27 protein-coding genes are annotated in these 26,147 nt (G+C 66.6%); 14 read left to right on the top strand and 13 right to left on the bottom strand.

Features of this window, described 5'->3' with window-relative positions; translation table 11 throughout:
• From WA983_RS07400 to WA983_RS07375, 6 genes are all read left to right on the top strand, one after another.
• Positions 1 to 321 (top strand): methyl-accepting chemotaxis protein (locus WA983_RS07400; protein WP_424311812.1); only part of this gene is annotated, 321 nt, incomplete at its 5' end.
• Positions 322 to 368: 47 nt separating this feature from the next.
• Entirely contained in the window at positions 369 to 1,184 is an 816-nt protein-coding gene (xth, locus tag WA983_RS07395) for an exodeoxyribonuclease III (protein ID WP_424249614.1), read from the top strand.
• Positions 1,185 to 1,214: 30 nt separating this feature from the next.
• Complete coding sequence (locus WA983_RS07390) at positions 1,215 to 1,556, top strand: hypothetical protein (RefSeq protein WP_424249616.1); 342 nt, start codon at positions 1,215 to 1,217, stop codon at positions 1,554 to 1,556.
• Between the two features lie 12 nt (positions 1,557 to 1,568).
• On the top strand, positions 1,569 to 2,213 hold the full coding sequence (gene gmk, locus WA983_RS07385) for a guanylate kinase (protein WP_424249618.1): 645 nt from the start codon (positions 1,569 to 1,571) through the stop codon (positions 2,211 to 2,213).
• 12 nt (positions 2,214 to 2,225) lie between these two features.
• Entirely contained in the window at positions 2,226 to 2,429 is a 204-nt protein-coding gene (gene rpoZ, locus WA983_RS07380; RefSeq protein WP_424249620.1) for a DNA-directed RNA polymerase subunit omega, read from the top strand.
• 15 nt (positions 2,430 to 2,444) lie between these two features.
• Complete coding sequence (locus tag WA983_RS07375; RefSeq protein WP_424249622.1) at positions 2,445 to 4,709, top strand: RelA/SpoT family protein; 2,265 nt, start codon at positions 2,445 to 2,447, stop codon at positions 4,707 to 4,709.
• Positions 4,710 to 4,884: 175 nt separating this feature from the next.
• On the opposite strand, the gene WA983_RS07370 is transcribed toward WA983_RS07375, so the two are convergent.
• The gene (locus WA983_RS07370; RefSeq protein WP_424311811.1) at positions 4,885 to 6,843 is read right to left on the bottom strand and encodes a SurA N-terminal domain-containing protein; all 1,959 of its coding nucleotides are present in this window, start codon (positions 6,841 to 6,843) and stop codon (positions 4,885 to 4,887) included.
• Between the two features lie 157 nt (positions 6,844 to 7,000).
• Between WA983_RS07370 and ugpQ the strand changes: the two genes are divergently transcribed.
• Together ugpQ and WA983_RS07360 are read left to right on the top strand one after the other, a co-directional pair.
• On the top strand, positions 7,001 to 7,768 hold the full coding sequence (gene ugpQ, locus WA983_RS07365; protein ID WP_424249626.1) for a glycerophosphodiester phosphodiesterase: 768 nt from the start codon (positions 7,001 to 7,003) through the stop codon (positions 7,766 to 7,768).
• A 9-nt stretch (positions 7,769 to 7,777) separates the two neighbouring features.
• Positions 7,778 to 8,668 (top strand): 23S rRNA (adenine(2030)-N(6))-methyltransferase RlmJ, encoded by an 891-nt coding sequence (locus WA983_RS07360; RefSeq protein ID WP_424249628.1) that lies wholly within the window; start codon positions 7,778 to 7,780, stop codon positions 8,666 to 8,668.
• Here the strand turns inward: WA983_RS07360 and WA983_RS07355 are convergent.
• Positions 8,641 to 9,375, bottom strand: a complete 735-nt coding sequence (locus tag WA983_RS07355) for a pseudouridine synthase (RefSeq protein ID WP_424249630.1) — start codon at positions 9,373 to 9,375, stop codon at positions 8,641 to 8,643. The two genes, WA983_RS07360 and WA983_RS07355, sit on opposite strands and share 28 nt — an antisense overlap.
• A 100-nt stretch (positions 9,376 to 9,475) precedes the next feature.
• On the opposite strand from WA983_RS07355, the gene WA983_RS07350 reads away from it, so the two are divergent.
• Positions 9,476 to 10,036 carry a chorismate--pyruvate lyase family protein gene (locus WA983_RS07350; RefSeq protein ID WP_424311810.1) on the top strand — a complete coding sequence of 187 codons (561 nt, stop codon included), beginning with the start codon at positions 9,476 to 9,478 and terminating at the stop codon, positions 10,034 to 10,036.
• 5 nt (positions 10,037 to 10,041) lie between these two features.
• Here WA983_RS07350 and WA983_RS07345 read toward each other — a convergent pair whose 3' ends face one another.
• Positions 10,042 to 10,380 carry a P-II family nitrogen regulator gene (locus tag WA983_RS07345; RefSeq protein WP_376814178.1) on the bottom strand — a complete coding sequence of 113 codons (339 nt, stop codon included), beginning with the start codon at positions 10,378 to 10,380 and terminating at the stop codon, positions 10,042 to 10,044.
• A gap of 134 nt (positions 10,381 to 10,514) precedes the next feature.
• Here WA983_RS07345 and argH point away from each other — a divergent pair, with 134 nt between their 5' ends.
• Entirely contained in the window at positions 10,515 to 11,921 is a 1,407-nt protein-coding gene (gene argH / locus WA983_RS07340) for an argininosuccinate lyase (RefSeq protein WP_424250239.1), read from the top strand.
• On the opposite strand, the gene WA983_RS07335 is transcribed toward argH, so the two are convergent.
• The 7 genes from WA983_RS07335 to surE all read right to left on the bottom strand — a co-directional run bounded on the left by WA983_RS07335 (position 11,918) and on the right by surE (position 18,614).
• The gene (locus WA983_RS07335; RefSeq protein WP_424250238.1) at positions 11,918 to 12,655 is read right to left on the bottom strand and encodes a sulfurtransferase; all 738 of its coding nucleotides are present in this window, start codon (positions 12,653 to 12,655) and stop codon (positions 11,918 to 11,920) included. The two genes, argH and WA983_RS07335, sit on opposite strands and share 4 nt — an antisense overlap.
• A gap of 172 nt (positions 12,656 to 12,827) precedes the next feature.
• Positions 12,828 to 14,030 (bottom strand): MFS transporter, encoded by a 1,203-nt coding sequence (locus WA983_RS07330; protein WP_424311813.1) that lies wholly within the window; start codon positions 14,028 to 14,030, stop codon positions 12,828 to 12,830.
• Between the two features lie 53 nt (positions 14,031 to 14,083).
• Positions 14,084 to 15,406, bottom strand: a complete 1,323-nt coding sequence (gene rlmD, locus WA983_RS07325; protein WP_424250236.1) for a 23S rRNA (uracil(1939)-C(5))-methyltransferase RlmD — start codon at positions 15,404 to 15,406, stop codon at positions 14,084 to 14,086.
• Positions 15,399 to 16,178, bottom strand: a complete 780-nt coding sequence (locus tag WA983_RS07320; protein WP_424250234.1) for a 3'-5' exonuclease — start codon at positions 16,176 to 16,178, stop codon at positions 15,399 to 15,401. Before WA983_RS07320 ends, rlmD begins: the two co-directional genes overlap by 8 nt.
• Positions 16,175 to 17,032: a peptidoglycan DD-metalloendopeptidase family protein gene (locus WA983_RS07315; RefSeq protein ID WP_424250232.1), complete on the bottom strand. Its 858-nt coding sequence runs from the start codon at positions 17,030 to 17,032 to the stop codon at positions 16,175 to 16,177. The genes WA983_RS07320 and WA983_RS07315 overlap by 4 nt, the downstream gene beginning before the upstream one ends.
• Before the next feature lie 17 nt (positions 17,033 to 17,049).
• Positions 17,050 to 17,871: a protein-L-isoaspartate(D-aspartate) O-methyltransferase gene (locus WA983_RS07310; RefSeq protein ID WP_424250230.1), complete on the bottom strand. Its 822-nt coding sequence runs from the start codon at positions 17,869 to 17,871 to the stop codon at positions 17,050 to 17,052.
• Complete coding sequence (gene surE / locus WA983_RS07305; protein ID WP_424311809.1) at positions 17,868 to 18,614, bottom strand: 5'/3'-nucleotidase SurE; 747 nt, start codon at positions 18,612 to 18,614, stop codon at positions 17,868 to 17,870. The genes WA983_RS07310 and surE overlap by 4 nt, the downstream gene beginning before the upstream one ends.
• 110 nt (positions 18,615 to 18,724) lie before the next feature.
• On the opposite strand from surE, the gene plsY reads away from it, so the two are divergent.
• Entirely contained in the window at positions 18,725 to 19,366 is a 642-nt protein-coding gene (gene plsY / locus WA983_RS07300) for a glycerol-3-phosphate 1-O-acyltransferase PlsY (RefSeq protein ID WP_424248181.1), read from the top strand.
• A 42-nt stretch (positions 19,367 to 19,408) separates the two neighbouring features.
• Here plsY and tsaD read toward each other — a convergent pair whose 3' ends face one another.
• Complete coding sequence (gene tsaD, locus WA983_RS07295) at positions 19,409 to 20,455, bottom strand: tRNA (adenosine(37)-N6)-threonylcarbamoyltransferase complex transferase subunit TsaD (RefSeq protein ID WP_424248183.1); 1,047 nt, start codon at positions 20,453 to 20,455, stop codon at positions 19,409 to 19,411.
• 167 nt (positions 20,456 to 20,622) lie between these two features.
• Between tsaD and WA983_RS07290 the strand changes: the two genes are divergently transcribed.
• From WA983_RS07290 to WA983_RS07280, 3 genes are all read left to right on the top strand, one after another.
• The gene (locus WA983_RS07290; protein ID WP_424248184.1) at positions 20,623 to 21,915 is read left to right on the top strand and encodes an NCS2 family permease; all 1,293 of its coding nucleotides are present in this window, start codon (positions 20,623 to 20,625) and stop codon (positions 21,913 to 21,915) included.
• Positions 21,916 to 21,998: 83 nt separating this feature from the next.
• Positions 21,999 to 22,379, top strand: coding sequence for a thioredoxin (gene trxA / locus WA983_RS07285; protein ID WP_424248186.1), 381 nt, complete (start codon positions 21,999 to 22,001; stop codon positions 22,377 to 22,379).
• Positions 22,376 to 23,884 (top strand): MFS transporter, encoded by a 1,509-nt coding sequence (locus WA983_RS07280; protein WP_424311808.1) that lies wholly within the window; start codon positions 22,376 to 22,378, stop codon positions 23,882 to 23,884. The genes trxA and WA983_RS07280 overlap by 4 nt, the downstream gene beginning before the upstream one ends.
• Positions 23,885 to 23,891: 7 nt before the next feature.
• On the opposite strand, the gene WA983_RS07275 is transcribed toward WA983_RS07280, so the two are convergent.
• Positions 23,892 to 24,515: an IMPACT family protein gene (locus tag WA983_RS07275; RefSeq protein ID WP_424248190.1), complete on the bottom strand. Its 624-nt coding sequence runs from the start codon at positions 24,513 to 24,515 to the stop codon at positions 23,892 to 23,894.
• A gap of 17 nt (positions 24,516 to 24,532) precedes the next feature.
• Positions 24,533 to 26,134 (bottom strand): ABC-F family ATPase, encoded by a 1,602-nt coding sequence (locus WA983_RS07270; RefSeq protein WP_424248192.1) that lies wholly within the window; start codon positions 26,132 to 26,134, stop codon positions 24,533 to 24,535.
• Positions 26,135 to 26,147: the final 13 nt, after the last annotated feature.

Below are 26,147 nucleotides of genomic sequence, written 5' to 3'. Positions count from 1 at the left end.
ACGATGCAGGACATCGTCGACGGCATCAACCGCGTCACCGACATCATGGGCGAGATCAGCGCGGCCAGCCGCGAACAGACCACCGGCATCGAGGAAATCAACTCGGCCGTCACCCAGATGGACGACGCCACCCGCCAGAACGCCAGCCTGGTCGAAGAGTCGGCCGCCGCAGCCACCAGCCTGCAGGAACAGGCCGATACCCTGGCTCAACTGGTCGCCACGTTCCGGCTGAAAGATCAGGGCGCGACCCACGTCGTGCGGCCCGCAGCCGCCCTGCCGGGACCGGTGGCGGTGCCGAGACTGGGACATGCGGGACGTTGAAGCGGGCGGCTGATACCATAAGGCTCCTTGCACGAACACCGCTGCTGATGAAACTCGCCACCTGGAACGTCAACTCTCTGAACGTCCGCCTGGGTCACGTCCTGGACTGGCTGCAGGCCAACCCCGTCGATGCGCTGTGCCTGCAGGAACTGAAGCTGCCGGACGAAAAATTCCCGCACGAAGCCCTGCTGGCCGCCGGCTATCACGCCTGCTGGGCGGGTCAGAAGACCTATAACGGTGTGGCCATCCTGAGCCGCGCACCCGCCCTGGACGTGCAGCGCAACATCCCGGGCTACGAAGACCCGCAGCAGCGCATCATCGCCGCCACCCTGCCCGGCCCGGACGGCAAGCCCGTGCGGATCATCAGCGCCTACTGCCCCAACGGCCAGGCAGTCGACAGCGACAAGTACGCCTACAAGCTGGACTGGTTCCAGGCGCTGCACGGCTGGCTGGGCGAGGAAATCGCCCGCCACCCGGACCTGGCGATTCTGGGCGACTACAACGTGGCTCCGGCCGACGAGGACGTGCACGATCCCGCCGCCTGGGCCGACGGCATTCTGGTTTCCGGCCCCGAACGCCAGGCCTTCCGCGACCTGCTGGGCCTGGGCCTGCAGGATACGTTCCGCCTGTTCGAGCAGCCGCCACGCATTTTCAGTTGGTGGGATTACCGCCAGATGGGTTTCCGGCGCAATGCCGGCCTGCGCATCGACCATATTCTGGCGACGGCAGGACTGGCGGCGCGTTGCCGGGCGTGCGAAGTGGACAAGATCCCGCGCGGCTGGGAAAAGCCCTCGGACCATGCGCCGGTGGTGGCGACGTTCGGCGCCGCCCGAGCCGAAGCCGGCCAGGCAAACCGTCTATAATCGGACACTCGTTTCACTTCCTCCACGCCCATGCCGCTCGACAGCCGACTGATCTCTCATCTGGACCGGGGGCTGATCCTGGACATCACCCTGGAAGATCTGCCGTTCCGGGTCTACGTGGCCCAGCGCGAAGCCGACATCGAGCAAGTGGCCGATCTGGTCCCGCCCGAACAGTTCCAGGGAGACGGCGATGTCCACGTCGCTGCGATCCACGAGGGCGACGATGCCTCCGAACAGATCCAGGACGTGCTCTTCAACCTGAACCCGGGCGACGCCATCGTCTTCCTGTGTACCAGCCCCCTGGCCTACGCCGAGGCGCTGGCCGAACTCGGCCAGCCCGATCTGGACGACCCGGCTTCGACCTCCCGCTGACACGAATCCGACATGACGCAGTCTTCCGGCAATATCTTCATGGTGGTCGCCCCCAGCGGGGCGGGCAAATCCAGCCTGGTCAACGCGCTGCTGGAGCAGGATGCCAGCCTGACGCTGTCCATTTCCTGCACCACCCGCGACCCGCGGCCCGGCGAACGCGACCAGGAACACTACCGCTTCGTCTCCGTGGAAACCTTCCAGGCCCTGCGAGAGCGGGGCGACATGCTCGAATGGGCGGAAGTCCACGGCAATTTCTACGGCACGCCCCGCGACCGGGTCGCGCAGGCCCTGGCCGGCGGCACCGACATCATCCTGGAAATCGACTGGCAAGGCGCTCTGCAGGTGCGCCGCCATTATCCCCAGGCGATCGGCATCTTCATTCTGCCGCCCTCGATCGAGGCCCTGGAAGCCCGCCTGAACAAGCGCGGCCAGGACGCCCCCCAGGTCATCGCCCGCCGGTTGCTGGCGGCGGGCGGCGAAATGGCGCATGCCTCTGATTGCGAATATGTTATTATTAATCAAGAATTTAGCCTTGCTTTAGAACAACTCCGGCAGGTGATCGGCGCGGCGCGTCTACGCTACGCGGCGCAATCCGTCCGACACGCCGAACTGTTCTCCCAGCTAGGCATCCGCAAACCGCTATCAACCGCTCCCTGAACCAGGATATATATGGCCCGCATCACTGTAGAAGACTGCCTCGAACAAGTTCCCAACCGCTTCGACCTGACCCTGGTCGCGACCTACCGCGCTCGCGAACTGGCTCAGGGACATGAAGCCCGCATCCAGAGCCACAACAAGCCCACGGTCACCGCGTTGCGTGAAATCGCTCAGGGTCAGGTCGGCATCGAGATGCTGCGCAAAGTCCCCACCTGATACCGGGGGCGGGCGATGGCGTTCTCAGGCTTGCGCGGCGCGTCCTCCGGACTGCTCGCTGTCCTGCGTAAAGGCCCCCGCCTGCGGCGGCGCAAGCCGCACACTGCGCCTGCCCCGCAATCCGAACCCGCACCCAGCCCGATCGCCTCGCTGGCCGGGCTCAACCAGATCGTCTCCGGGTATCTGGGTCCGCGCGACATCGAACGCATCCGCGAAGCCTACCGCTTCGCCGACAACGCTCACCTGGGGCAGTTCCGCGCCAGCGGCGAACCGTATATTTCCCACCCCATCGCGGTCACCGAGATCTGTGCCGGCTGGAAGCTCGACGCCGACTCTCTGATGGCCGCCCTGCTGCACGACGTGATCGAGGATCAGGACGTCAGCAAACAGGAACTGGCCGAGAAATTCGGCGTCGAAGTCGCCGAGATCGTCGACGGCCTGACGAAACTCGAGCGCCTGGAATACGCCACCAAGGCCGAGCAGCAGGCTGAATCCTTCCGCAAGATGCTGCTGGCCATGGCGCGCGACGTGCGCGTGATCCTGATCAAGCTTGCCGACCGGCTGCACAATATGCGCACGCTGGATGCGGTCAGCCCGGACAAGCGGCGCCGCGTGGCGCGCGAAACTCTGGACATCTACACGCCGATCGCGCACCGGCTGGGACTGAACGCGCTGTTCCGCGAACTGCAGGACCGCTGCTTCAAGGCCATCCACCCGAACCGCTACGATGTCCTGTACAAGGCCATGATGGCGGCGCGCGGCAACCGCCGCGAAGTCATCTCCAAGATCGCCGAGGCCGTGCGCGCCGCGCTGCCCGCCGCCGGCCTGGATGCCGAGGTCAACGGCCGGGAAAAATCCCTCTACGGCATCTACAACAAGATGGTCGAGCAGAAGAAGTCGTTTTCCGACGTGCTCGACATCTACGGTTTCCGCATCATCGTCCACACGCTGCCGGAATGCTATCTGGCCCTGGGCACGCTGCACCAGCTTTACCGGCCGGTGCCCGGCAAGTTCAAGGACTACATCGCCATTCCGAAGATCAATGGCTACCAGTCCCTGCACACGACGCTGATCGGCCCCTACGGCACGCCGGTGGAATTCCAGTTCCGCACCCGCGACATGGACCACGTCGCCGAAGAAGGCGTGGCATCCCACTGGCTGTACAAGGAACAGGGCACCTCGCTCAACGACCTGCAGAAGCGCACCCACCAGTGGCTGCAATCGCTGCTGGACATCCAGAGCCAGACCGGTGATTCAGGCGAATTCCTGGAACACGTCAAGGTCGATCTGTTTCCCGACGCGGTCTACGTGTTCACCCCCCAGGGAAAGATCCTGTCGCTGCCGCGCGGCGCCACGCCGGTGGATTTCGCCTACGCAATCCATACGGACGTGGGCAACCACGCCGTGGCCTGCAAGATCAACGGCGAATTCTCGCCTCTGCGCACGGAACTGCATAGCGGCGACGCCGTGGAAATCGTCACCTCGGCCGCTTCGCGGCCCAGCGCCCAGTGGCTGAACTACGTGCGCACGGGCCGCGCCCGCTCGGAAATCCGCCACTACCTGCGCACCGAACGCTACGAGGAATCCGTAGCCTTCGGCCGCCGGTTGCTGAACCAGGCCTTTGACCAGCTTTCCATCCCCTACCCCAAGGACGACGACCCGCAGTGGGAACGGCTGGCCCGAGGCTCCGGCGGAGCCTCGCGCACCGAAATCCTGGCCGACATCGGCCTGGGCAAGCGCCTGGCTGCCGTGGTGGCGCGCCGATTCGCCCCGGAAAACGCCATGCTGGAAACCACCGCGATGGCGGTGGACGAATTCACGTCCGTCACCAGCGCGCCCATCGTGATCCACGGCAACGAGGGCCAGGCGGTCCAGTTGGCCCCCTGCTGCGGCCCGCTGCCGGGCGACGCGATCATCGGCGGCATCCGCCTGGGCCACGGACTGGTGGTGCACATGAGCGACTGTCCGGTGGCGATGCGCCAGCAGGCACGCGAACCGGAGCGCTGGATTCCGGTGATCTGGGATACCACCACCGCCCGGCACCTGACCACGCGCCTGGAACTGACGGTACTGAACGAACGCGGCGTGCTGGGCCGTCTGGCGGCGGAAATCACCGAGGCCGACTCCAACATCATCCAGCTCTCCATGCCCGACGAGGCCGCCGCGACGGCCCTGCTCAGCATCATGGTCCAGGTCGACAGCCGCAAACACCTGGCGCAGGTGATTCGGGCGATCCGGCACGTGCCGCAGGTCCAGAAGATCGTCAGAGCGAAAGGATGAGGCAGGACACGGAACAGTCCCTGCGGACTGTTCCGTGCCTGCCGAATCGGAGCGCCCTGCAAGGCGCGACGTGGAGGGATGCCACAATTCTAAGTTCTGTCCTGTGCCTGCCGAAAACAAAGGCCCCGGATCACCGGGGCCTCGGGTACTGCATGCTGCGTCAGCGTATCAGCAATCAATTCGACCCGCCGTCTCCGTGCTCGACCAGCTTGCGGCCATCGTCCGTGACCTTGACGCCCAGTTGCTGACGCAGTTCGGTCAGCACGGCCTGCTGCTCGACCCCCCCCCAGACGCGGGCCATCTGCTGGCCCAGGCCCGCGAGCGCGGGAGTATCCGTCGTGCCGGGCTGGACCTTGTCGATCTGGACGATCGCATAGGCACGTGCCAGCGCCACGCCACCGAAAGCCGGCAAGGCCTTGTCCGCCTCGACCGAGAACGCCGTATCCAGCACGTCCTTGGACAGGCCGGCGGTATCCAGACGGCTGATGGTGACCACTTCGTCGAAGCCGTCTGCAGAAGGCCGGGTCCGCAATTCGGCCAAGGCCTTCTCGCCTTCGGCCACAGCGGCGGCCAGCGCGCGTTCGTTCGTCAGTTGGGCGTGTATCTGCTTGCGGACCTGATCCAGCGGCGGCACGTGCGCCGGGGTGACTTCCCCAACGCGCACCACAGCCATGGTATCGGGCGAGATTTCGATCACACCGGAATTCTGCTTGTCGGTCATGACCTGGGAGCTGAACAGGGCCTGGCGCACACGCACGTCGCCCAGGATGGCGGAATCGTCGGAAGCAGAGGCCGCGTTCGCGCCGGCTTCGTCGGCGCTCAGCAGACGATCACGCGCGATTCCACCGGCATGGCGGACCTGCAGACCGAGATCCTTGGCGGCGGGGTCCAGGCTGGACGGATTGTCATAGACCAGACTGGTCAGCTTGGTCGCCATGTCGGCAAAACGGTCAGCAGCCAGTTGGCGGCGCACCTCGTCCTCGACCTTGGCACGGGCCTGCTCGAAAGATTCGCCCTGCTCGGGCTGAACCTGATCGGCCATGAAGACGTGATAGCCGTCCGGCCCCTTCACGGGATCGGATATTTCACCCTGCTTGAGCGCGAACACGGCCTGCTCCATGGGCAGAGGCAGCGTGCCACGCTGGATCCAGCCCAGGCGGCCACCGTCGCGCGCCGTGCCGGCGTCCTGGGATTCCTTGCGAGCCAGGTCGGCGAATCCGGACGGCTCCGCGCGAGCGCGGGTGACGATGCCTTCGGCCTTGGTCAGCGCGGTCTTGGCGACCTCGTCGGAGGCGCCGGCCGGCAGCTTGATCAGGATGTGGCTGACGTTGACACGCGCCGGCACCACGTAGCGCGTCTTGTTCTGTTCGTAATAATCCTTCAGTTGGGCTTCCTCGATCGTCGGCACGCTGGCCAGGGCGGCAGCCTCATCCAGCACCAGATAGTCGACGGACACCTGCTCGGGCAGGCGCAGCGCGTCCTGGTGACCTTCGTACCAGGTCTGGATGTCCTGATCGGACACCTGGACGTCCTTGGCGTGGTCCTCGGCCTTGAAGACCCGCAGGCGGATGGTGCGCTCTTCAGTCAAGGCGCGCTTCAGGCCATCGAGCACCGGGGCCGGCAAGCCGGCCGTGTCGCGCACCGGGCCCAGCACACGGTCCAGCGCCAGTTCGGAACGCTGACCGGCCTCGAAGTCGCGCGGTGTCAGACCATAGGACGTCAGCACCTCGTTGTAACGGTCGGGAGAGAACTGACCGTCGACCTGCAATTGCGGCATGGCGGCAATGGCGCGGCGCAAGGCCCCGTCAGACACGCTGAAATGGTCCTGCGTCGCCACGGCGATCTGCAGCTTGCGGTCGACGAGCTGGTCCAGCAAGGCCTGGCGCGCCTGGGGATTGTCCAGCAGGACGGGGTCAAAACGGCCCTGGCTGCTTTCCTGCATCTGCTGCAGCTGGTTGCGCTGAGCCTGGATGAACTCGTCACGGGTCACCGAAGCCCGGCCGATTTCAACGAGGGCCGGATCGGCCGTGACGACGGAATAGCCGCTGACCCCGAGGAACACGAAGGACGGGACCACGAGGACCAGGAGAAGAAACTGCATCAGACGCTGATGCGTACGGATGAAATCGAACATGAACGGCCCACCTGCTGGAGACTGACGGCCCCAGGGCCGCGCGCACGAAATGTTCCGCAGTTTACCACCGCAGAACACCCCTTCGCCAAGATACCGAGCGCCCCGGCCGATCAAAGGCTGGCTAAAATGCGGGCTGTACCCTTTCAGCAGCCCCCTCATGCCCACACTTCATTCCGCCTGGCCCTGGCCGGCCTTCATCGCCCACCGCGGCGGCGGCCGCCTGGCCCCCGAAAACACCCTGGCGGCGATGCGCACAGGCGCCGCCGCCGGATTCGGGATGGTGGAATTCGACGTCAAGCTCAGCGGCGACGGCATGCCCTTCCTGCTGCATGACGACACGGTGGACCGGACCTCGGATGGTCACGGCCTGGCCAGCGAACTGGACTGGCGCGCCCTGAGCGGCCTGGATTTCGGCCGCTGGCATGGACCGGATTTCGCCGGGGAACCCGCCCCGTCCCTACTGTCCGTGGCCCGCTATACCCGTGCCCAGGGTATCCACAGCAATGTCGAGATCAAGCCGACCACGGGACACGAGGCCGAGACCGGTACCGACGTGGCCCGCGCGGTCGCGCGCCTGTGGGCGGGCACCGATCTGCCGCCGTTGCTGTCCTCGTTTTCCGAAACCGCCCTGGAAGCCGCCCGCACGGCCGCCCCCGAACTGCCTCGCGCGCTGCTCATCGAAGGCCCGGTCCCGGCCGACTGGCGTGCCCGCCAGCAAGGCCTGGGCTGCATCGGCCTGAATATCGACACCCTGCACGCCGACGAAGCCACGGTGCGCGACATTCTGGACCAGGGCGCCACCCTGGCTGTCTGGACGGTCAACGACCCCGCCCGTGCCCACACACTGTTCGACTGGGGCTGCCACGCGGTCTTTACAGACGAACTGCACCTGGTCCGAGCAAACGCGCCGGGCCTGTCCCGATAGGCCGCCCCCATGTTCAGCTATCGCCACGCCTTTCACGCCGGCAACCACGCCGACGTCCTCAAACACGCCATCCTGGTCCAGATCCTGGACTACTTCAATCGCAAGGACGCGCCCTATTGGGTGATCGATACCCATGCCGGCGCAGGCCTGTACGCCCTGGACGGCGAATGGGCCGGCCAGAGCGGCGAGGTCGTCGACGGGCTGGACCGGCTGCTGGGCACGCCCCAACCGCCCGAACTGATCATGCGCTATCTGCGCGCGATCCAGGACTTCAATCCCGACGGCGTCGCCAACCGCTACCCCGGGTCGCCCGCGCTGACCCTGCACGCCCTGCGCGCGCAGGACAAGCTGCGCCTGTTCGAACTGCACCCCACCGAAATCGAGGTGCTGGAGAGCACCCTGCGGCACCTGGGCACCTCACGCCGTCAGGTCGCCATCGCCCGCGAGGACGGCTTTACCGGCATGAAGCGTCTGCTGCCGCCGCCGACCCGGCGCGGCCTGGTCCTGATCGATCCTTCCTACGAGAACAAGCAGGACTACCGCCACACCCTGCAGGCGGTGCGCGACGGCCTGGAGCGCTTCGCGTCAGGCTGTTTCGCGGTCTGGTATCCCCTGGTGCAGCGCGTCCAGGCGCATGAAATGGCCCGTGCGCTGGAACGGCTGCCGGTGGACTGGGTGCACGCCACCCTGACGGTGCGCAAGCCGTCCGCCGACGGACTGGGTCTGCACGGCAGCGGCATGTTCATCGTCAATCCGCCCTGGACGCTGCACGAGGAATTGCGCGCCGCCCTGCCCTGGCTGACGAAGACGCTGGCCCAGGACGAGCATGCCCGGCATACGCTGGAGACCAGCGCGAGGGCTGCATCACCGGCTCAGAAACGCTCGCCGTCCCGCAAATAACGCCATTGGCCCACGGGCAGGTCGCCCAGCACGATGCGTCCCATACGCACGCGCTTCAGGCCCACGACCTTCAGCCCGACCTGCTCGCACATGCGGCGGATCTGGCGCTTGCGGCCTTCACGCAGGATGAAGTGCAACTGATCTTCGTTCTGCCACTGCACCTGCGCCGGCCGCAGGGCCTGACCGTCCAGCGTCAAGCCGTGGTTCAGCAGGGCCAGACCGCCGGCCGACAGACGGCCCTCGACGCGCACCAGGTATTCCTTTTCGATCGAGGAATCGTCGCCGATCAGTTGGCGGGCGACGCGTCCGTCCTGGGTCAGCACCAGCAGGCCCTGGGAATCGATGTCCAGCCGCCCGGCGGGCGCCAGCCCGCGCAGGTGCGCCGGATCGAAGGCCGGACCGCCGCCGTGGGCCGCCCGGTGCTGGGTGCGCGCCTGGATCAGGGACACGGCCAGGCGGTAACCCTGGTCGGACTGATGCGACACATAGCCGACCGGCTTGTTCAGAATGATCGTGACCTTGTCGGTCTGGCGGCGGGCGGCCTGACGTTCAAGCGTGATGCGGGCATTGGGCAGCGCCTTGCTGCCCAGCTCGTTCACGATCTTGCCGTCCACGCGCACCCAGCCGCGTTCGATGTAGGCGTCGGCTTCGCGCCGCGAGCACAGGCCGCGCTGGGCCATGAGTTTTGAGATTCGGACCGGTTCCATGATGCTGCGCATTGTATCGCGCCGGCCGGGCCGGCAATGCGGGATCGGTCGTGCTATCGTGGCCCCCCCACGAAAAAGGCCTCTCGGCCATCCGTCTCCCATGCCCCCGGACACCGCCCTTCCCCGCCCCTGGCGCAGTCTGCCCGCCCCGGCGCTGAGCCCCTTGCGGCAGGCCTGGCTGCGCCGGCCCGGCGCCCTGACGGCCGGTTTGCGCCGCCTGGGCGATGTCCGGCTGACGGTACGTCGCGAGGCCGTCGAAGCCCTGACGCCCGGTTGGGCCGCCGAGGCCGGGCTGCCGGCCGGCACGCCGGTCTGGTGGCGCGAGATCCTGATGACGGTCGATGGCGTGCCCGCCGTCCAGGCCTGCAGCTTCACGCCCTTGCGCGCCAGCCTGGGCGTCTGGAAAGCCATGCGCGGCCTGGGCCAGCGTCCGCTGGCCGACATTCTGTACCGGGACCCGCGAATCGCGCGCGGCGGCTTTCGCTTCGGCCGGCTGCGGGCGCGCTGCGCTGACGGAACCTGGGCGGATGCCGCTGCAGGCGAGCCCATCCTGGCCCGGCATTCGGTGTTCACGCGCCTGGGTCAGCCCCTGCTGGTGGCGGAATACTTCCTGCCGTCCTTCTGGAGGATCGCGGCGCAGCGCTGGAACGGTGTGGATTGAGGAGGCTACAGGGCCTCGATGCCGCTTTCCCCGGTGCGGATACGCACGGCCTGCTCGACCGGGGTGACGAAGATCTTGCCGTCGCCGATCTTGCCGGTACGCGCGGCGCGGATGATGGCCTCGATCACGCCTTCGGCCCGATCGGCCGCCACCACCACGTCGATGCGGATCTTGGGCAGGAAATCCACCACATATTCCGCCCCGCGATAGAGTTCGGTGTGGCCCTTCTGGCGGCCAAAGCCCTTGACCTCGGTCACGGTCAGGCCGTTGACGCCCAGTTCGGACAGGGCCTCGCGCACCTCGTCGAGCTTGAAGGGTTTGACGATCGCCGTGATCTGCTTCATGTCGGACTGCGCCATGATATCGGGATTCCGCTGAAAAGCTTTTAATATAGCGCAGACGATGCCCGCCCGGTCCCGCGCCTGCGACACGGCGGCGGCCGCGAGTCCGGCGGCCCCTCCTTTATAATGCGCCCACTATGTCCAATACCCCGTCCGCACACAATCAATTCGACAACAAGTCGCAGGCCTGGTCGGCCCGTTTCTCCGAACCCGTCTCCGACCTGGTCAAACGCTATACCGCCTCGGTCAATTTCGACCAGCGCATGGCGGCCTTCGACATCCAGGGCTCGCTGGCCCACGCCGACATGCTGGCCGCCGTGGGCGTGATCAGCGCCGCCGACCTGGCCGACATCCAGCGCGGCATGGCGCAGATCCTGGAAGAAATCCGCGCCGGCGGCTTTACCTGGTCGCTGGACCTGGAAGACGTCCACCTCAACATCGAAAAGCGCCTGGTCGAACTGATCGGCGATGCGGGCAAGCGTCTGCACACGGGCCGGTCACGCAACGACCAGGTCGCCACCGACATCCGCCTGTGGCTGCGCCACGAAATCGATCTGGCGATCGAACTGCTGCAACAACTGCGCCAGCGCCTGGCCACCCTGGCCCTGGAACACGCCGACACCATCCTGCCGGGCTTCACCCACCTGCAGGTCGCCCAGCCGGTCACCTTCGGCCACCACCTGCTGGCCTATGCGGAAATGTTCGGCCGCGACGCCGAGCGCCTGGCCGACTGCCGCCGCCGCACCAACCGCCTGCCCCTGGGCGCCGCCGCGCTTGCCGGCACGTCCTACCCCATCGACCGTGAACGCGTCGCCAGAACCCTGGGGTTCGACGAGGTCTGCCGCAATTCCCTGGACGCGGTATCCGACCGTGACTTCGCCATCGAGTTCTGCGCGGCTGCGTCGCTCATCATGACGCACATCTCGCGCCTGTCCGAAGAACTGGTGCTGTGGATGAGCCCGCGCGTGGGCTTCATCGATCTGGCCGACCGTTTCTGCACCGGCAGCTCGATCATGCCGCAAAAGAAAAATCCCGACGTGCCCGAACTGGCGCGCGGCAAGACCGGCCGCGTGCACGGCCACCTGGTCGCCCTGCTGACCCTGATGAAGGGCCAGCCCCTGGCCTACAACAAGGACAACCAGGAAGACAAGGAAGGCCTGTTCGACACCGCCGACACCATCCGCGACACCCTGACGATCTTCGCCGACATGATCGGCGGCATCCGGGTCAAGGCCGACGCCATGCGCGCCGCCGCCCTGCAGGGCTACGCCACCGCCACCGACCTGGCCGACTACCTGGTCAAGCGCGGCCTGCCCTTCCGCGATGCCCACGAAACCGTGGCGCTGGCGGTGCGTTCCTGCGAAGAGCGCGGCTGCGATCTGGCCGATCTGTCGCTGGACGAACTGCGCAGCTTCCACGCCGACATCCAGGACGACGTGTTCCAGGTGCTGACCCTGGAAGGTTCGGTCGCCGCCCGCAAGCACATCGGCGGCACCGCGCCGGAACGCGTGCGCATCGAGGCGCAACGGGTGCTCGACGCTTAACTCGCCGGTGCGGCCAGGTCCGCCCCCAGTGTTTCGCGCTCGTCAAACACGAAACAGCGGCCCTCGAACCCAGGGCCGCCGGTTTCCTCGAAGTATTTGAGGATGCCGCCTTCGAGCTGGTAGACGTGGTCGATGCCTTCTTCGGCCATGAAAATGGCGGCTTTCTCGCAGCGGATGCCGCCGGTGCAGAAACTGACCACCGTCTTGCCCGCCAGCTCGGCACGATGTGCCTGCACCGCTGCGGGGAATTCTGAAAATTTCGTCAGCCGCCAGTCGATGGCCTGGGTGAACGTGCCTGCATCCACCTCGAAGCCATTGCGCGTGTCCAGCATCACGACCTCGCGCCCTTCGTCATCCCGACCCTGTGCCAGCCAGCGCGCCAGGCGCGACGCATCCACCGCCGGTGCCCGTCCGGCTTCGGGCCGGATCGCCGGATGATTCATGCGGATGATCTCGCGCTTGAGTTTGACCCGCACACGCTTGAACGGCACGGTCTCGGAATAGCTGTATTTGGCCTGCAAGGACGCGAAACGGGCATCCGCGCGCAGCCAGTCCAGAAACGCCTCGATGCCGCCTCGTCCGCCCGCCAGGAACAGATTGATGCCTTCGGGCGCGAGCAGCACCGTGCCTTTCAGATCCAGCGCCAGAATCCGGGCCAGGATGCGCTCGCGCAGATCCGGCAGGTCGTCCAGAGAAACGAACAGGTAGGCGGCAATGTTGGTGATGGGAGACATGACGGCAGGCGAACAATAGACCAGGCCGCATTTTAGAGGAAGGCACGGATGCGGCCCACCGGAGAGCCCTTCAGCGTCCGAAAACCGCGATCGCATCCACCCGCCCGATCCAGTCGTTCTCCCGACGGGCAAAACGGATCACGCGCCGGCCCGGCATGATCAGCAACAAGCGCTACACCGCCCGCCCCCGCCCCGCCGGCATCCCCAGCGCCAGCAGCGCGATCACCGCAAAAACCGCGCCTGCCAGGAAGGTCGCGGACGGTCCCCAGGATTGCCACAGCCAGCCGGCCAGGACGCTGGCCAGCAGCATGCACACGCCGCTCGCCAGATTGAAGATGCCGAAGGCCGTGCCTTTCATATCCTTGGGTGTCGTATCCGCCACCATGGCGGCCAGGATGCCCTGGCTGAATCCCATGTGCAGCCCCCACAGCGCGGCACCTGCCAGCAGCAGCCAGATGCCGCCGCTCGTGACCGCCAGCGCCAGATCCGCGCACACCAGCAGGACCAGACCGGCTGCCAGGACGGCAGTACGCGGCATGCGGTCCGACAGCCAGCCGGCCGGATAAGCCGACAGGGTAAAGAACAGCGACATCACGATCAGCACGACAGGTGCCCAGGCGGCGCTCAGGCCCATATCCTGCCCACGCAGGATCAGGAAGGCCTCGCTGAAACGCGCCAGCGTGAACACCGTGCCGATCGCCACCACCCGCCAGTAAGCGGCGCCGAAGTCGCGCGCCGTGCTCCAGCGGATGAGGCGGGACGGAGGACAGTCCACTGCGGGCTGCCCTCTGCCAGACGAATCGAAGCGGCGCGCGAGCCGCGACGTGGACGAGACCGGCCGGGCTTCGCGCACGCCCCAGAACAGCAGCCCCATGGCGACGACACCCGGCACTACCGCGAACCACAGCACATGGCGGATGTCCGTGAAGACCAGCATCAGGACGACCGCCAGCCCCGGCCCCAGGATCGCGCCCACGGTGTCCATGGACTGGCGCAGCCCGAAGGCGGCGCCGCGAATTTCCGCCGGAGTGACGTCGGCCACCAGGGCGTCGCGCGGCGCGCCCCGGATGCCCTTGCCGATCCGGTCGATGAAGCGGGCAGCAAACACCATGCCCGCCGAGTGCGCCAGGGGAAACAGGGGTTTGCTCAAGGCCGCCAGGCCATAGCCCGCCAGCAGCAGGCCTTTGCGCCGGCCCAGAGCATCGCTGATGGCGCCGGAAAAAACCTTGACGATCAGGGCGGTGGCCTCGGCCACGCCTTCGATGACGCCGACGGCCAGTACGCTGGCCCCCAGGCCCGACACCAGGAAGATCGGCAGCAGGCTGTGGATCAGTTCCGATGACAGGTCCATGAACAGGCTGACCAGGCCCAGCATCCAGACCGTGCGCGGAATGGCGTGCTTTCCGCTCGACTTGTTCAAAGATTCCCCTAGGGTTCGAAAACCGCGATCGACTCCACGTGTCCCGTGTGGGGGAACATATTGACCGCACCCGCAGCCTTCAGCGTCCATCCACCCACATGGCACAGCATCCCGGCATCGCGCGCCAGGGTTGCGGGATTACAGGACACGTACACGATACGGCGCGGGCGCTCGTCCGGCGCCAGCGCGGCCAGGGCCTGCGCCACAGCCAGCGCACCTTCGCGCGGGGGGTCGATCAGCATGCGGTCGAAATGGCCCAGACCACGCAGCCAGTCGGTATCGACCTCGAACAGATTGAGTTCAGCGAATTCGGCCTTGTCCGCCAGGCCCTGCCGGGCGGCGTCTTCGCGGGCGCGGGCCACCAGTGTGGCGCTGCCCTCGATGCCCACGACCGCGCGGCCTTGCGTGGCCAGCGGCAGACTGAAATTGCCCAGTCCGCAGAACAGGTCGGCGACGCGGTCGCCGGGCTGAACGTCCAGCAGGGTCAACGAGCGCGCGATCAGGGCCTGGTTGATGTACGGGTTGACCTGGGTGAAGTCGGCCGGCCGGTAATGCATCCGCAAACCGTAGGCCGGCAGCGCATAGGCCAGGACGTCGGCTCGCGCCGGATCCAGGGGATGGGCGGTCTCCGGCCCCTTGGGCTGCAGCCACCAGTCGATGCGGTGCCGGACGCCAAAAGCACGCAGGCGATCCAGGTCGTCCGGTGTCAGGGGTTCCAGGTGCCGCAGGCAGAAGACGGTGGACTCGTCGCCCACGGCGACTTCGATCTGCGGCATGCGGTCGGGGCGCGACAGGCCGCCGATCAGTTCGCGCAGCGGCATCAGCAAGGCCGAGACGTGCGGCGGCAGCACCAGGCAGGTCTGCATATCGGCCACATAGCTGCTGCCGCGCTCACGAAAACCCACCAGCATGCCGCCTTTTTTCTGCACCAGACGCACGGACAGGCGGGCGCGATGGCGGTAGCCGAAGGTCGGCCCTTGCAGCGCCGGCAGGATCTGCCGGGGCTTGACCTTGCCGATGTGTTCCAGCGCGTCCTCCAGGGAACGCTGTTTGACGGCCATCTGCGCGGCCGGCTCCAGGTGCTGCATGGCGCAACCGCCGCAGACGCCGAAATGCGGGCACGGCGGTTGGGTGCGCTGTGAAGACGGCCGCAGGACGCGTTCAACCTTGGCCTTGTCAAAGGACGGTTTGCGCCGCTTCACGCGGGCCAGCACCCGTTCGCCGGGCAGCGCGCCCTCGGTGAAGACGACTTTGCCCTCGTGATGGGCAATGCCCTGTCCTTCGAGATCCAGCGATTCGATGTCCAGGGTCAACAGAATGGGTTCAACCATGATGCCAGGCAGAGAGGAATTCTTTCCAGTGCGGCGCGTCGATCGCCGTCAGGGTGTCGCGCACCAGCGCGAGTTCGGCCGCATAGGCGGCGGCGTCCAGTTCGCCTTTGATGAGGCGATAGCGGCAATACACCAGCCAGGTGTTGACCACGTCGGTTTCGCAGTAGTTGCGTACGTGATCCCGGTCCCCGGCGTGCCAGGCCTGCCAGACCTGCCCGCCATCCATGTCGAGTTTGCCGGGAAAGCCGCACAGCTTGGCCAGTTGGTCCAGCGGCGCGTTGGCGCGGCCGTTGAATTTGGCCAGCACGTCCATCAGATCGACGTGGCGGGTGTGATAACGGTTCAGATAGTTGTTGAAGCGGAAATCGCGGTCATCTTCCCCGGTGTCCCAATATCGCGGCGCGGCCACGCCGTGGATCAGGCTGCGGTAGTGCAGGACCGGCAGATCGAAGCCCGAGCCGTTCCAGCTGACCAGGGTCGGCGTGTAATGACCGATGGTCTTGAAAAACCCCGAAATCAGGGTCTCTTCGGAATCGTCGGCCTGGCCCAGGGTCCGCACGCGAAAGCCCTGGTCGTCGCGGAACACGCAGCCTATGACGGCGATTTTCTGCAGATGCAGGGGCAGAAAATCGTTGCCATGGGTCTCGCGGCGCTGTGCCAGCGCGGCTTCGATCAGATCGGCGTCCGGCAGATCGGCCCACTGCGGATTCAGGCGCCGCAGGCCGTCGGCATCCGGAATCGTTTCCAGGTCGAAGACCAACGTCGGGATCATCGCGCCGGCAGGTAGGACAAGGGATTCACGGGCGTGCCGCGGCGACGGATCTCGAAGTGCAGCCGCGGCGAACTGGTGTCGCTCTGGCCCAGGGTGGCGATCTTGGCGCCCTTCTTCACGGATTCGCCGGTCTTGACCAGCAGGGACTGATTGTGGGCATAGGCCGTGATGAAGCCGTTGCTGTGACCCAGCAGGATCAGATTGCCCAGGCCGCGCACGCCGTTGCCGGCGTACATGACCTTGCCTTCGGCGGCGGCCGTCACGGGCGCGCCCACCGAGCCTTCGATGTCGATGCCCTTGGTGGTGGCGTTGAAGCCCTGGATGATCTTGCCGTTGCTGGGCCAGCCCCAGGCGATCACGCCGGCATCACTGGCGCGCGCCGCCGAGGTATCGACGGGCGCAGCCGCGCTGCCCGCCGTGGCGCCGGAATCCTCGCCGCCGCTCGTGGACGGGGAGGTCTTGACCGGCGCAGTCGTGGCGCCCGACGCAGGCATCGAGGTGTTGCCGTCCAGGCGCAGGACCTGGCCGATGGCCAGTTGAGAAGGATTGGTGATGTTGTTCAACTGCGACAGGCGCGAGACCTCCATGCCATGGGCCTGAGCGATCTTGTACAGCGTATCGCCCGCGCGCACGACGTAGGTGCCTGAAGCCCGAGCCCCCTCCACCGCAGCCGTGCCGCCGGAATGATCGGCAACGGGGGCGCGCGCGGAACGCGAGGCGCAGCCCGACAGGACCGCAACCGACAACAGAACGCTCAGCATCAGAGCGGCCTTGGGACGGCCATACGGCGAAAAGCGCCCGGGGCGGGGCGGTTGGGTGGACGGTGTATCTGTCACCAGCGTCCCATCGAGCATGTGGTTCTCCTACTGACTTAAGTCTGCGTGCCGGGACGCAGCGGTACGAATCGGACATCATCGAGTTCGAGCCGGTGCCAGGACGACGGACCGGTCCGCTCGATCAGAATCAGCCTTTGGTGCGCCGTGCCCTCGGGGGCGATCAGACGCGCACCCACGGCCAGTTGATGCAGCAAAGCTTCCGGGATTTTAACCCCCGCAGCGGCCACGACAATGCCATCGAAGGGTGCACGGTGTTCCAGACCCTGCATGCCATCGCCGAAACTCAGTCGAACCCGACCCCGGGCACGCCCTTGCGCCAGGTTCAGACGGGCCTGGTCGTACAGGCCGCGCACCCGTTCGATGGCGTAGACCTCGGGTACGAACTGGGCCAGCACGGCGGCCTGATAACCGCAGCCCGCGCCGATCTCCAGGACCCGTGCAAGCGTACGGCCATCGCTCATGACGGCCAGCATGTGCGCCACCACCCAGGGCTGAGAAATCGTCTGGCCATAGCCGATCGGCAGGGCGGCATCCTCGTAGGCCCGGCTGGCCAGGCCCTGATCCACGAACAAGTGGCGCGGCACCGCCTGCATGGCCGACAGCACCCGCTCGTCCGTGATGCCCTGCTCGCGCAGGCGGTGCACCATCTGCAGGCGCAAGCGGTCCGAATTCAGGCCCAGATTGACGGCCGGCGCGTCGGGCGTCCGGATCGGAGATTGCGGCAACGTGAAGGGGCGCGGTCCGTGGATGCGCGTATTGCTGTTGGCCGCCGAATAGCCGGGCCCCAGCGCAGAGCCCGTCGGGGCGGTGCGCGTGCTGCGGGCCGGCTTGTCCAGCGGATGACGCCGTTTGTTCATCGGTTTTCCATCCAGCGCGCGACCACGTCGGTCCGCGCGTGATCGGTGAGGTCGACGCGCAAAGGCGTCATCGAGACGGCATGCGCCTCGAGGGCACCGAAATCCGTCTCGGGGCCGCCGTCCAGCGCCCGTCCCACCGGGCCGATCCAGTATACGGTTTCGCCGTAGGGCGTGGTGCTGCGGATGACAGGTTCGGCCGGATGGCGGCGTCCCAGCCGGGTGGTGCGAAAACCCGCCAGATCGCGGTAAGGCACCGCCGGGATATTGACGTTGAGCAGCATCGGTTCGGTCCAGGGCTGGTCGCGGAACCGCGCCACCAGTTCGTGCGCCACCCGGGCAGCGCAGTCCAGATTGCGCCATTCCCGGTCCACCAGTGAAAAGGCCATGGATGGCACACCGAACAGGTAGCCCTCCATCGCGGCGGCCACCGTGCCCGAATACAGGGTATCGTCACCCATATTGGCGCCGTTGTTGATGCCCGAAACAAGCAGATCGGGCCTGAAGCCCAGCAGGCCCGTCAGCGCCACGTGGACGCAGTCCGAGGGCGTGCCGTTGATGAAATGAAAGCCGTTGGCCGCCTGACGTACCGACAGGGGCCGACGCAACGTCAGCGAGTTGGACGCTGCGCTGCAATTGGTCTCAGGCGCCACCACCGTGACCTCGCCCAGCGGCCGCAGCGCTGCGGCCAGGGCTTCGATCCCCGCCGCGTTATAGCCATCGTCGTTGGACACCAGAATGCGCATTTTCTTCGTTCCTGCCTGAAACCGGATGGTGCGAATTGTACCCGCGCCCCGCCCGGCTTTAGAATGCGCCCATCATCATTTCCCGCCGGCGGCTCCGCCGCCCCTCTGACATGACTCCTTTCGTTTCCGTCCTCGGCGTGGCCGTCGCCCTGTTCATCGGCTACCTGATCGGCTCCGTGCCCTTTGCCGTCGTGGTCAGCCGCGCCATGGGCCTGAAGGATCCGCGCAGCTTTGGTTCGGGCAACCCCGGTGCGACCAACGTGCTGCGCGGCGGCAACAAGCTGGCGGCCATTCTGACCCTGCTGGGCGACGCCGCCAAGGGCTGGCTGGCCGTGGCGCTGGCCTTCTGGGCCACGCAGCGCGGCCTGCTGCCAGAGGCCGCGATCCCCCTGGCCGGCCTGGGTGCCTTTCTGGGGCACTTGTACCCGCTGTTTCTGAGCTTTCGCGGCGGCAAGGGCGTGGCCACGGCTCTGGGCGTGCTGCTGGCGCTGCAACCCTGGCTGGCCCTGGCGACCGTCGCCACCTGGCTGATCGTGGCGCTGGTGACGCGCTATTCATCCCTGGCCGCGATCCTGGCGGCCATCTTTGCGCCCTTTTATTACATCCTGGGGGACAAGGTGGCCTGGCGCGCGGACGCGCTGACCATTTCCGTCATCGTGATCATCAGCGTCCTGCTGCTGGCGCGCCACAAAGAAAACATCGCCCGCCTGCTGGCGGGCAAGGAAAGCCGGATCGGCTCGAAGAAGAAATAGCCCGGGTCGGGCGGCCCGTACGGCCCCCATCCCCGAAATGCCTCAGGCGACGCAGACGTCCCGCAAGTCCCAGCGGGGCCGCACCTCGAAAGCCGCGTCGCCGCGCAGCGACGGCAGATCGACCAGACCGGCACGCAGCCGCAGTACGGCCGCCCAGGCGATCATCGCGCCATTGTCGGTACACAGATGCAACGGCGGGAAATACACCTGCCCACCCAGAGCGTCCAGAGCCTCTCGCAGACGCACGCGCAGGTGCCGGTTGGCCCCCACGCCCCCCGCCACCACCAGCGTCTTGAGTCCCGTACGGCGCAACGCCTGCAAGGATTTGGCCGCCAGCACGTCGACGATGGCGGCTTCGGTCGAGGCCGCCAGGTCGGCGCGGGCCGCGTGGTCGGTGGCACGGCCCTCGTCCTGCAAAGCCCGCATGCGGGTCAGCACCGCCGTCTTCAGGCCGCTGAAACTGAAATCCAGATCACCGCTGTGCAACATGGGACGCGGCAGGGCGTGCGCGCGCGGGTCGCCGGCCTCGGCCAGGCGCGACAGTTCCGGACCGCCCGGATAGCCCAGGCCCAGCAGCTTGGCACTCTTGTCGAAAGCCTCGCCTGCCGCGTCGTCCAAAGTTTCGCCCAGCAGTTCGTAGCGCCCCACCCCATCGACCCGCATCAATTGCGTATGCCCGCCCGACACCAGCAACGCCACGAAGGGAAACTCGGGCACTTCGTCAGCCAGCAGGGGCGAGAGCAGATGGCCCTCGAGGTGATGAATGGGGATGGCGGGCAAGTCCCGCGCCCAGGCGAAGGCCCGGGCGAAGCCCGCCCCCACCAGCAGGGCGCCGGCCAGCCCGGGACCGGCCGTGTAGGCCACCGCGTCGAGTTCATCCGGCCGCACACCGGCCTCATTCAGCACCTGCCGCGTCAGCGGCACGATGCGGCGGATATGGTCGCGTGAAGCGAGTTCCGGCACGACGCCACCGTAATCCCGGTGCATGGCGATCTGGCTGTGCAGGGCATGCGCCAGCAGACCACGCTCGGTGCAGGCCACGGCCACGCCGGTCTCGTCGCAGGAACTCTCGAATCCAATGATCAGCATAGGGCGCCAGTTTACCGCTGATTTTTCTTACAACCGACCCTGAAAGGGTCTTAGAATGTCGAGGTCGAAAAATAAGCCCCACACCGCGTCTTCGGCTTGCTCCTGACGCGGTCTGGCGGCAAAAATCACATGCGGTGGATACCGACATTCACCCGAGAGGAGACGCCATGCTGGAACAGTTCTTCAAGCTCAAGGAACACGACACCTCGGTCCGCACGGAAGTGCTGGCGGGCCTGACCACCTTCCTGACGATGTCCTACATCATCTTCGTCAATCCGGACATCCTGTCGAGCACCGGCATGGACAAGGGTTCGGTCTTCGTCGCCACCTGCCTGGCCGCCGCCCTGGGCTCGCTCATCATGGCCCTCCTGGCCAACTGGCCCATCGGCATGGCCCCGGGCATGGGCCTGAACGCCTTCTTCGCCTTCACGGTGGTGGCACAGATGGGCTACACCTGGCAGCAAGCGCTGGGCGCGGTCTTCATCTCCGGCGTGGTGTTCGTGATCCTGACGGTGACCGGCGCCCGCGAGTGGCTGGTGGCAGGCATTCCACCCTCGCTGCGATCCGCCATCGCGGCGGGTATCGGGCTGTTCCTGGGCATCATCGCCCTGGGTTCGGCAGGCATCGTGGTCGCCAACCCGGCCACCAAGGTCGGCCTGGGTGATCTGACCCACGCCCCCACCCTGTTCGCCATCCTGGGCTTTTTCATCATCGCCGCCCTGGGCGCGCTCAAAGTCCGAGGCGCCATCCTGATCGGCATCCTGGCCATCACCATCCTGTCGATCGTGACCGGCCACACCCAGTTCCAGGGCATCTTCTCGGCACCGCCCAGCCTGGACCCCACCTTCTTCAAGCTGGACATCATGGGGGCGCTGAACACCGGCTTCTTCCATGTGATCCTGGTGTTCGTGCTGGTCGAAGTGTTCGACGCCACCGGCACCATGATCGGCGTGGCCACCCGCGCCGGCCTGATCCGCCCGGGCAACCCTGGCCGTCTGGGCCGCGCCCTGCTGTCCGATAGCTCCGCCATCGTGGCCGGCTCGATGCTGGGCACCAGCAGCACCACCGCCTACGTCGAAAGCGCCTCGGGCGTGCAAGCGGGCGGCCGCACCGGCCTGACGGCCCTGGTCATTGCCGTACTGTTTCTGCTGGCCCTGTTCCTGTCGCCGCTGGCCGCCATCGTGCCTGCCTACGCCACGGCACCGGCCCTGCTGTACGTGGCCTGCCTGATGCTGCGCGAACTGGTGGACGTGGACTGGGACGACATCACGGAATCGGTGCCTGCCGCCATCGCCGCCATCTCCATGCCGCTGACCTACTCCATCGCCAACGGCCTGGCCTTCGGTTTCATCAGCTACGTGGCGATCAAGACCCTGTCCGGACGCTTCCGCGACATCCACCCGGCCACCCTGCTGGTCGCCGCGCTGTTCGTGATCAAGTACGCGCTGTTCCCAGCGTAATCCTTGCAATCACGCTCATCGTCCCAATCTACAGAGCATCCCGGGCGGCATCCTGCCGCCCCGTCCCGCCCCCCGGAGACCCCATGAGCGTCATCGAACTCACTCAAGACACCTTTCAGGCCGCCACGCAGGCCGATCAACCCCTGATCATCGATTTCTGGGCGCCCTGGTGTGGTCCCTGCCGTCAGTTCGGCCCGACCTTTGAGGCCGCTGCTGAAAAGCACCCGGACGTCACCTTCGCCAAGATCAACACCGAAGAGCAACAGGAACTCGCGGCCGCGCTGCGCATCCGCTCCATTCCGACCCTGATGGTCTTCCGCGAGAACGTGCTGCTGTTCCAACAGGCCGGTGCGCTGTCCGCCTCGCAGCTCGAAGAGCTTCTGACCCAGGTGAAGGCCGTGGACATGGCCCAGGTCCATGCGGAAATCGCCGCGCAGGAAAAAGCCTCGTCCACGACGCATTGACTTCGCTTTCCTCGCATCCCGTCTCACAATCCCATCGGCCGGACCCCGGCCGATGGCGCATTCTGGCCGTCCTGCTGACCACGATCTTCATGTCCCTGATCGGGGTCAGCATCGTCAACGTCGCCCTGCCCTCCATCCACACCGCGCTCGACGCCACGCAATCCGACATGCAGTGGGTGCTGTCCGGCTATGCGCTGACCTTCGGAGTCGTACTGGTGGCGGCCGGCCGCGCGGGCGACCTGATGGGGCGCGGCGGCCTGTTCCTGATCGGCGTGGCCCTGTTCACGCTCGCCTCTGTGGCGGCGGGGCTGGCGCCGGACGCGGCCTGGCTCAACGGCGCGCGTTTCGCGCAAGGTGTGGGATCGGGCCTGCTCAATCCGCAGGGCCTGGGCATGATCCAGCATTATTTCCGAGGCGCGGAGCGCGGCCGCGCCTTCGGCTACTTCGGCACCATGGTGGGGTTTTCCGTGGCCATCGGCCCGGTGCTCGGCGGACTGCTGATCGAACTGGGCGGCCTGGAGATCGGCTGGCGGCTGACTTTTCTGGTCAATGTCCCGATCGGAATCGCCGTCATCATCCTGGGTCTGCGGTGGTTCCCCCGACCGCTGATCCGGCGGCCCGGCTCACATGCCCCGGCCGGCAAGAGCGGCGCGGTGGATCAGGCCGACGCCGAGGCGGCTGACCGCCTGGGCTGGCGCTCCCTGGACCCCTTCGGCTCCCTGCTGCTGGGCCTGGCAGTCCTGTCCTTCCTGTATCCGTTCGTCGAATCCCGTACGGCGCCCCTGACCTGGCTGCTGTTGCCGCTCAGCCTGGGCCTGACGGCGGCCTGGATCGGCTGGGAGCGCCGCACGATGCGCCGTGGGCTCAGCCCCATGGTCGATCTGCGGATCTTTTCCACCACCAGCTTCAGCAACGGCGTGCTGATCATGGCGCTGTATTTTCTGGGGATGACCAGCATCTGGGTACTGGTCGCCTTGTACGCCCAGGAAGGCCTGGGCATGTCGGCCCTGCTGTCCAGCCTGTTCGGCATTCCCGCCGCCCTGCTGTCGTCCTGGGCCTCCGACTGGGCCGGCCGCCGGGTGATGACGTACGGCCGCCGGATCGTCATCGTCGGACTGCTGCTGGCCCTGGCCGGACTGCTCACGAGCGGCATGGTGATCCTGCTGCAGGCGCACGGCCTGGCCAGCGCCTGGTGGCTGTTGCTGACGCTTTCGTTCATCGGCCTGGCCCAGGGCCTGGTCATCAGCCCCAATCAGGCGCTGACGCTGATGGACGTGCCGCTGGATTATGCGGGCAGTTCGGGGGCCATCATGCAGACGGGTCAGCGCATCGGCACAGCCGTCGGGATCGCCATGATCACGGCCGTCATCTTCTGGGTCCTGAACATGTCCTCATGGCCGACCGCGATGCTGGCCGGCCTCGGCGTCATCGAGCTCGTCGTCCTGATCGCCCTGCGGGTCGCAATCAAGGATCAGCGGGATCGTCAGCGCCCCGGCGCGATCTGAGGACTGCTCAAGAAACCGCGTCCGGCGCTGCCGGACCGTCGCCGGACTCCAGGACGCACCAATCGCCCTGTCCCCGGGTCTGATCCGTGTAAAGGGCCTCCAGCGCCACCACGTCGGCACGCGCCACGACCAGGCGCCAGAGGACGCCCTGTCCGCCGAATTCCGCGTGCTCGATGCGCGCGCCGGCCGCCAGCAGACGCGCCTGCACGCGTTCCATGTCCGCATAGGGACAGGCACACGACACCCGGCATTCCTCGCGCAATTCCACCCGATCCGCCAGCCGCAGGCACTCGGCGGCCGTGCCGCCATAGGCCCGCGCCAGGCCGCCCGTGCCCAGCTTGATGCCACCGAACCAGCGGATCACCAGCACCGCCACGCGGTCGTAGCCCTGGGATTCGATAGCCTGCAAAATCGGCCGGCCCGCCGTGCCGCCGGGCTCGCCGTCATCGCTGAAACGATACTGCGCCCCGAAGCGCCAGGCCCAGCAGTTGTGGGTTGCCTGGAGATCGCGGGACGCATCCAGAAAGGCCTGCGCGGCCTCGGGTGATTCGATGGGCGCCGCCAGAGCCAGAAATCGGCTCTTGCGGACGTCGGCCTCGTGCCGAACGGCGGCGGTCAGGGTGTGCGGCATGCCCGCCCCGCCATAGTTCAGGCCTCGATGCCCTGGGACGCCAGGTATTCCTCGTAGGTGCCCGGATAGTCGTTCAGGCCGCCGTCGGGCAGGATCTCGATCACCCGCGTCGCCACGCCCGACACGAACTGGCGGTCGTGCGACACGAACACCAGGGTGCCCTGGTACTGTTCCAGTGCGTACTGCAGGGACTCGATGGATTCCATGTCCAGGTGGTTGGTGGGCTCGTCCATCAGCATGACGTTGTGGCGCCCCAGCATCAGGCGGCCGAAGCTCATGCGGTTCTTTTCGCCCCCGGACAACACCCGCACGGCCTTGGTGATCTCGTCGCCCGAGAACAGCAGCCGGCCCAACACGGAGCGGATCGACTGGTCCTCGTCGCCCGGCTGGCGGAAGTCCGTCATCCAGTCGAACAGATCGCGGTCGGAATCGAACTGGTCGGACACGTCCTGGGCCATATAGCCCACGTCGGCGTTTTCCGACCAGCGCACCTGGCCTTCATCGGGCGCCAGATTGCCCGCCAGCAGGCGCAGCAGCGTGGTCTTGCCCACCCCGTTGGCACCGATGATGGCGACCTTCTGGCCGGCCTCGATCATGGTGGTCAGGCCTTTGATGATGGGCCGGTCATAGGCCTTGGACAGTTCTTCGATATGCGCGGCCTGGCGGTGCAGGACCTTGTTGACCTCGAAGCGGATGTAGGGATTCTGGCGCGAGGACGGCTTGACCTGGACGGTCTCGGACTTGATGCGGTCGATCTGCTTCAGGCGCGACGTGGCCTGACGCGACTTGGACTTGTTGGCGGCGAAACGGCGCACGAAGTCCTGCAATTCGATGACACGATCCTTGGCCCGCGCATTGGCCGCCACCTGACGCTCGCGCGCCTGGGTGGAAGCCAGCATGTATTCGTCGTAGTTGCCCGGATAGACGCGCAGTTCGCCGTAGTCCAGGTCGGCCATGTGGGTGCAGACCTGGTTCAGGAAGTGGCGGTCGTGGCTGATGATGATCATCGTGCTGTCGTAGCCGTTCAGCACGTTTTCCAACCAGCGGATGGTGTTGATGTCCAGGTTGTTGGTGGGCTCGTCCAGCAGCAGCACGTCGGGGTTGGAGAACAGCGCCTGCGCCAGCAGCACGCGCAGTTTCCAGCCCGGGGCAATCTCGCGCATCGGCAGTTGGTGCTGCTCGACGGGGATTTCCAGGCCCAGCAGCAGCTCGCCGGCACGGGCCTCGGCCGTGTAGCCGTCGTATTCCGCGAACTTGCCTTCCAGTTCGGCGGCGCGCATGTAGTCGTCTTCGGTCGCCTCGGGGTCGGCGTAGATGGCATCCCGGTCGGCCATGGCCTGCCACATTTCCACGTGCCCCATCATGACCACGTCCAGCACGCGCACGTCCTCGAAGGCGAACTGGTCCTGGCGCAGCTTGCCCAGGCGCACACCGGGGTCCAGCGCCACATTGCCGGCGGACGGCTCCAGGTCGCCACCGATGATCTTCATCAACGTGGATTTGCCCGAGCCGTTGGCGCCGATCAGGCCATAGCGGTTGCCGTCGCCGAACTTGGCGCTGACGTTCTCGAACAGGGGTTTGGCGCCGAACTGGATGGTGAGGTTATTGGTGGAGATCACGGTGGTGGCGAAA

Source organism: Castellaniella sp. (assembly GCF_049650445.1).
Classification (GTDB): domain Bacteria; phylum Pseudomonadota; class Gammaproteobacteria; order Burkholderiales; family Burkholderiaceae_B; genus Castellaniella.
Note: the sequence above shows the minus strand (reverse complement) of the source record. Positions and strands in the feature narration are given on the sequence as shown.

Excerpts from the sequence above, each read along its gene's own strand:
- xth (WP_424249614.1), top strand. The coding sequence starts at position 369 with ATGAAACTCGCCACCTGGAACGTCAACTCTCTGAACGTCCGCCTGGGT.
- WA983_RS07390 (WP_424249616.1), top strand. The coding sequence starts at position 1,215 with ATGCCGCTCGACAGCCGACTGATCTCTCATCTGGACCGGGGGCTGATC.
- gmk (WP_424249618.1), top strand. The coding sequence starts at position 1,569 with ATGACGCAGTCTTCCGGCAATATCTTCATGGTGGTCGCCCCCAGCGGG.
- rpoZ (WP_424249620.1), top strand. The coding sequence starts at position 2,226 with ATGGCCCGCATCACTGTAGAAGACTGCCTCGAACAAGTTCCCAACCGC.
- WA983_RS07375 (WP_424249622.1), top strand. The coding sequence starts at position 2,445 with ATGGCGTTCTCAGGCTTGCGCGGCGCGTCCTCCGGACTGCTCGCTGTC.
- WA983_RS07370 (WP_424311811.1), bottom strand. The coding sequence starts at position 6,843 with ATGTTCGATTTCATCCGTACGCATCAGCGTCTGATGCAGTTTCTTCTC.
- ugpQ (WP_424249626.1), top strand. The coding sequence starts at position 7,001 with ATGCCCACACTTCATTCCGCCTGGCCCTGGCCGGCCTTCATCGCCCAC.
- WA983_RS07360 (WP_424249628.1), top strand. The coding sequence starts at position 7,778 with ATGTTCAGCTATCGCCACGCCTTTCACGCCGGCAACCACGCCGACGTC.
- WA983_RS07355 (WP_424249630.1), bottom strand. The coding sequence starts at position 9,375 with ATGGAACCGGTCCGAATCTCAAAACTCATGGCCCAGCGCGGCCTGTGC.
- WA983_RS07350 (WP_424311810.1), top strand. The coding sequence starts at position 9,476 with ATGCCCCCGGACACCGCCCTTCCCCGCCCCTGGCGCAGTCTGCCCGCC.
- WA983_RS07345 (WP_376814178.1), bottom strand. The coding sequence starts at position 10,380 with ATGAAGCAGATCACGGCGATCGTCAAACCCTTCAAGCTCGACGAGGTG.
- argH (WP_424250239.1), top strand. The coding sequence starts at position 10,515 with ATGTCCAATACCCCGTCCGCACACAATCAATTCGACAACAAGTCGCAG.
- WA983_RS07335 (WP_424250238.1), bottom strand. The coding sequence starts at position 12,655 with ATGTCTCCCATCACCAACATTGCCGCCTACCTGTTCGTTTCTCTGGAC.
- WA983_RS07330 (WP_424311813.1), bottom strand. The coding sequence starts at position 14,030 with ATGCTGGGCCTGGTCAGCCTGTTCATGGACCTGTCATCGGAACTGATC.
- rlmD (WP_424250236.1), bottom strand. The coding sequence starts at position 15,406 with ATGGTTGAACCCATTCTGTTGACCCTGGACATCGAATCGCTGGATCTC.
- WA983_RS07320 (WP_424250234.1), bottom strand. The coding sequence starts at position 16,178 with ATGATCCCGACGTTGGTCTTCGACCTGGAAACGATTCCGGATGCCGAC.
- WA983_RS07315 (WP_424250232.1), bottom strand. The coding sequence starts at position 17,032 with ATGCTCGATGGGACGCTGGTGACAGATACACCGTCCACCCAACCGCCC.
- WA983_RS07310 (WP_424250230.1), bottom strand. The coding sequence starts at position 17,871 with ATGAACAAACGGCGTCATCCGCTGGACAAGCCGGCCCGCAGCACGCGC.
- surE (WP_424311809.1), bottom strand. The coding sequence starts at position 18,614 with ATGCGCATTCTGGTGTCCAACGACGATGGCTATAACGCGGCGGGGATC.
- plsY (WP_424248181.1), top strand. The coding sequence starts at position 18,725 with ATGACTCCTTTCGTTTCCGTCCTCGGCGTGGCCGTCGCCCTGTTCATC.
- tsaD (WP_424248183.1), bottom strand. The coding sequence starts at position 20,455 with ATGCTGATCATTGGATTCGAGAGTTCCTGCGACGAGACCGGCGTGGCC.
- WA983_RS07290 (WP_424248184.1), top strand. The coding sequence starts at position 20,623 with ATGCTGGAACAGTTCTTCAAGCTCAAGGAACACGACACCTCGGTCCGC.
- trxA (WP_424248186.1), top strand. The coding sequence starts at position 21,999 with ATGAGCGTCATCGAACTCACTCAAGACACCTTTCAGGCCGCCACGCAG.
- WA983_RS07275 (WP_424248190.1), bottom strand. The coding sequence starts at position 24,515 with ATGCCGCACACCCTGACCGCCGCCGTTCGGCACGAGGCCGACGTCCGC.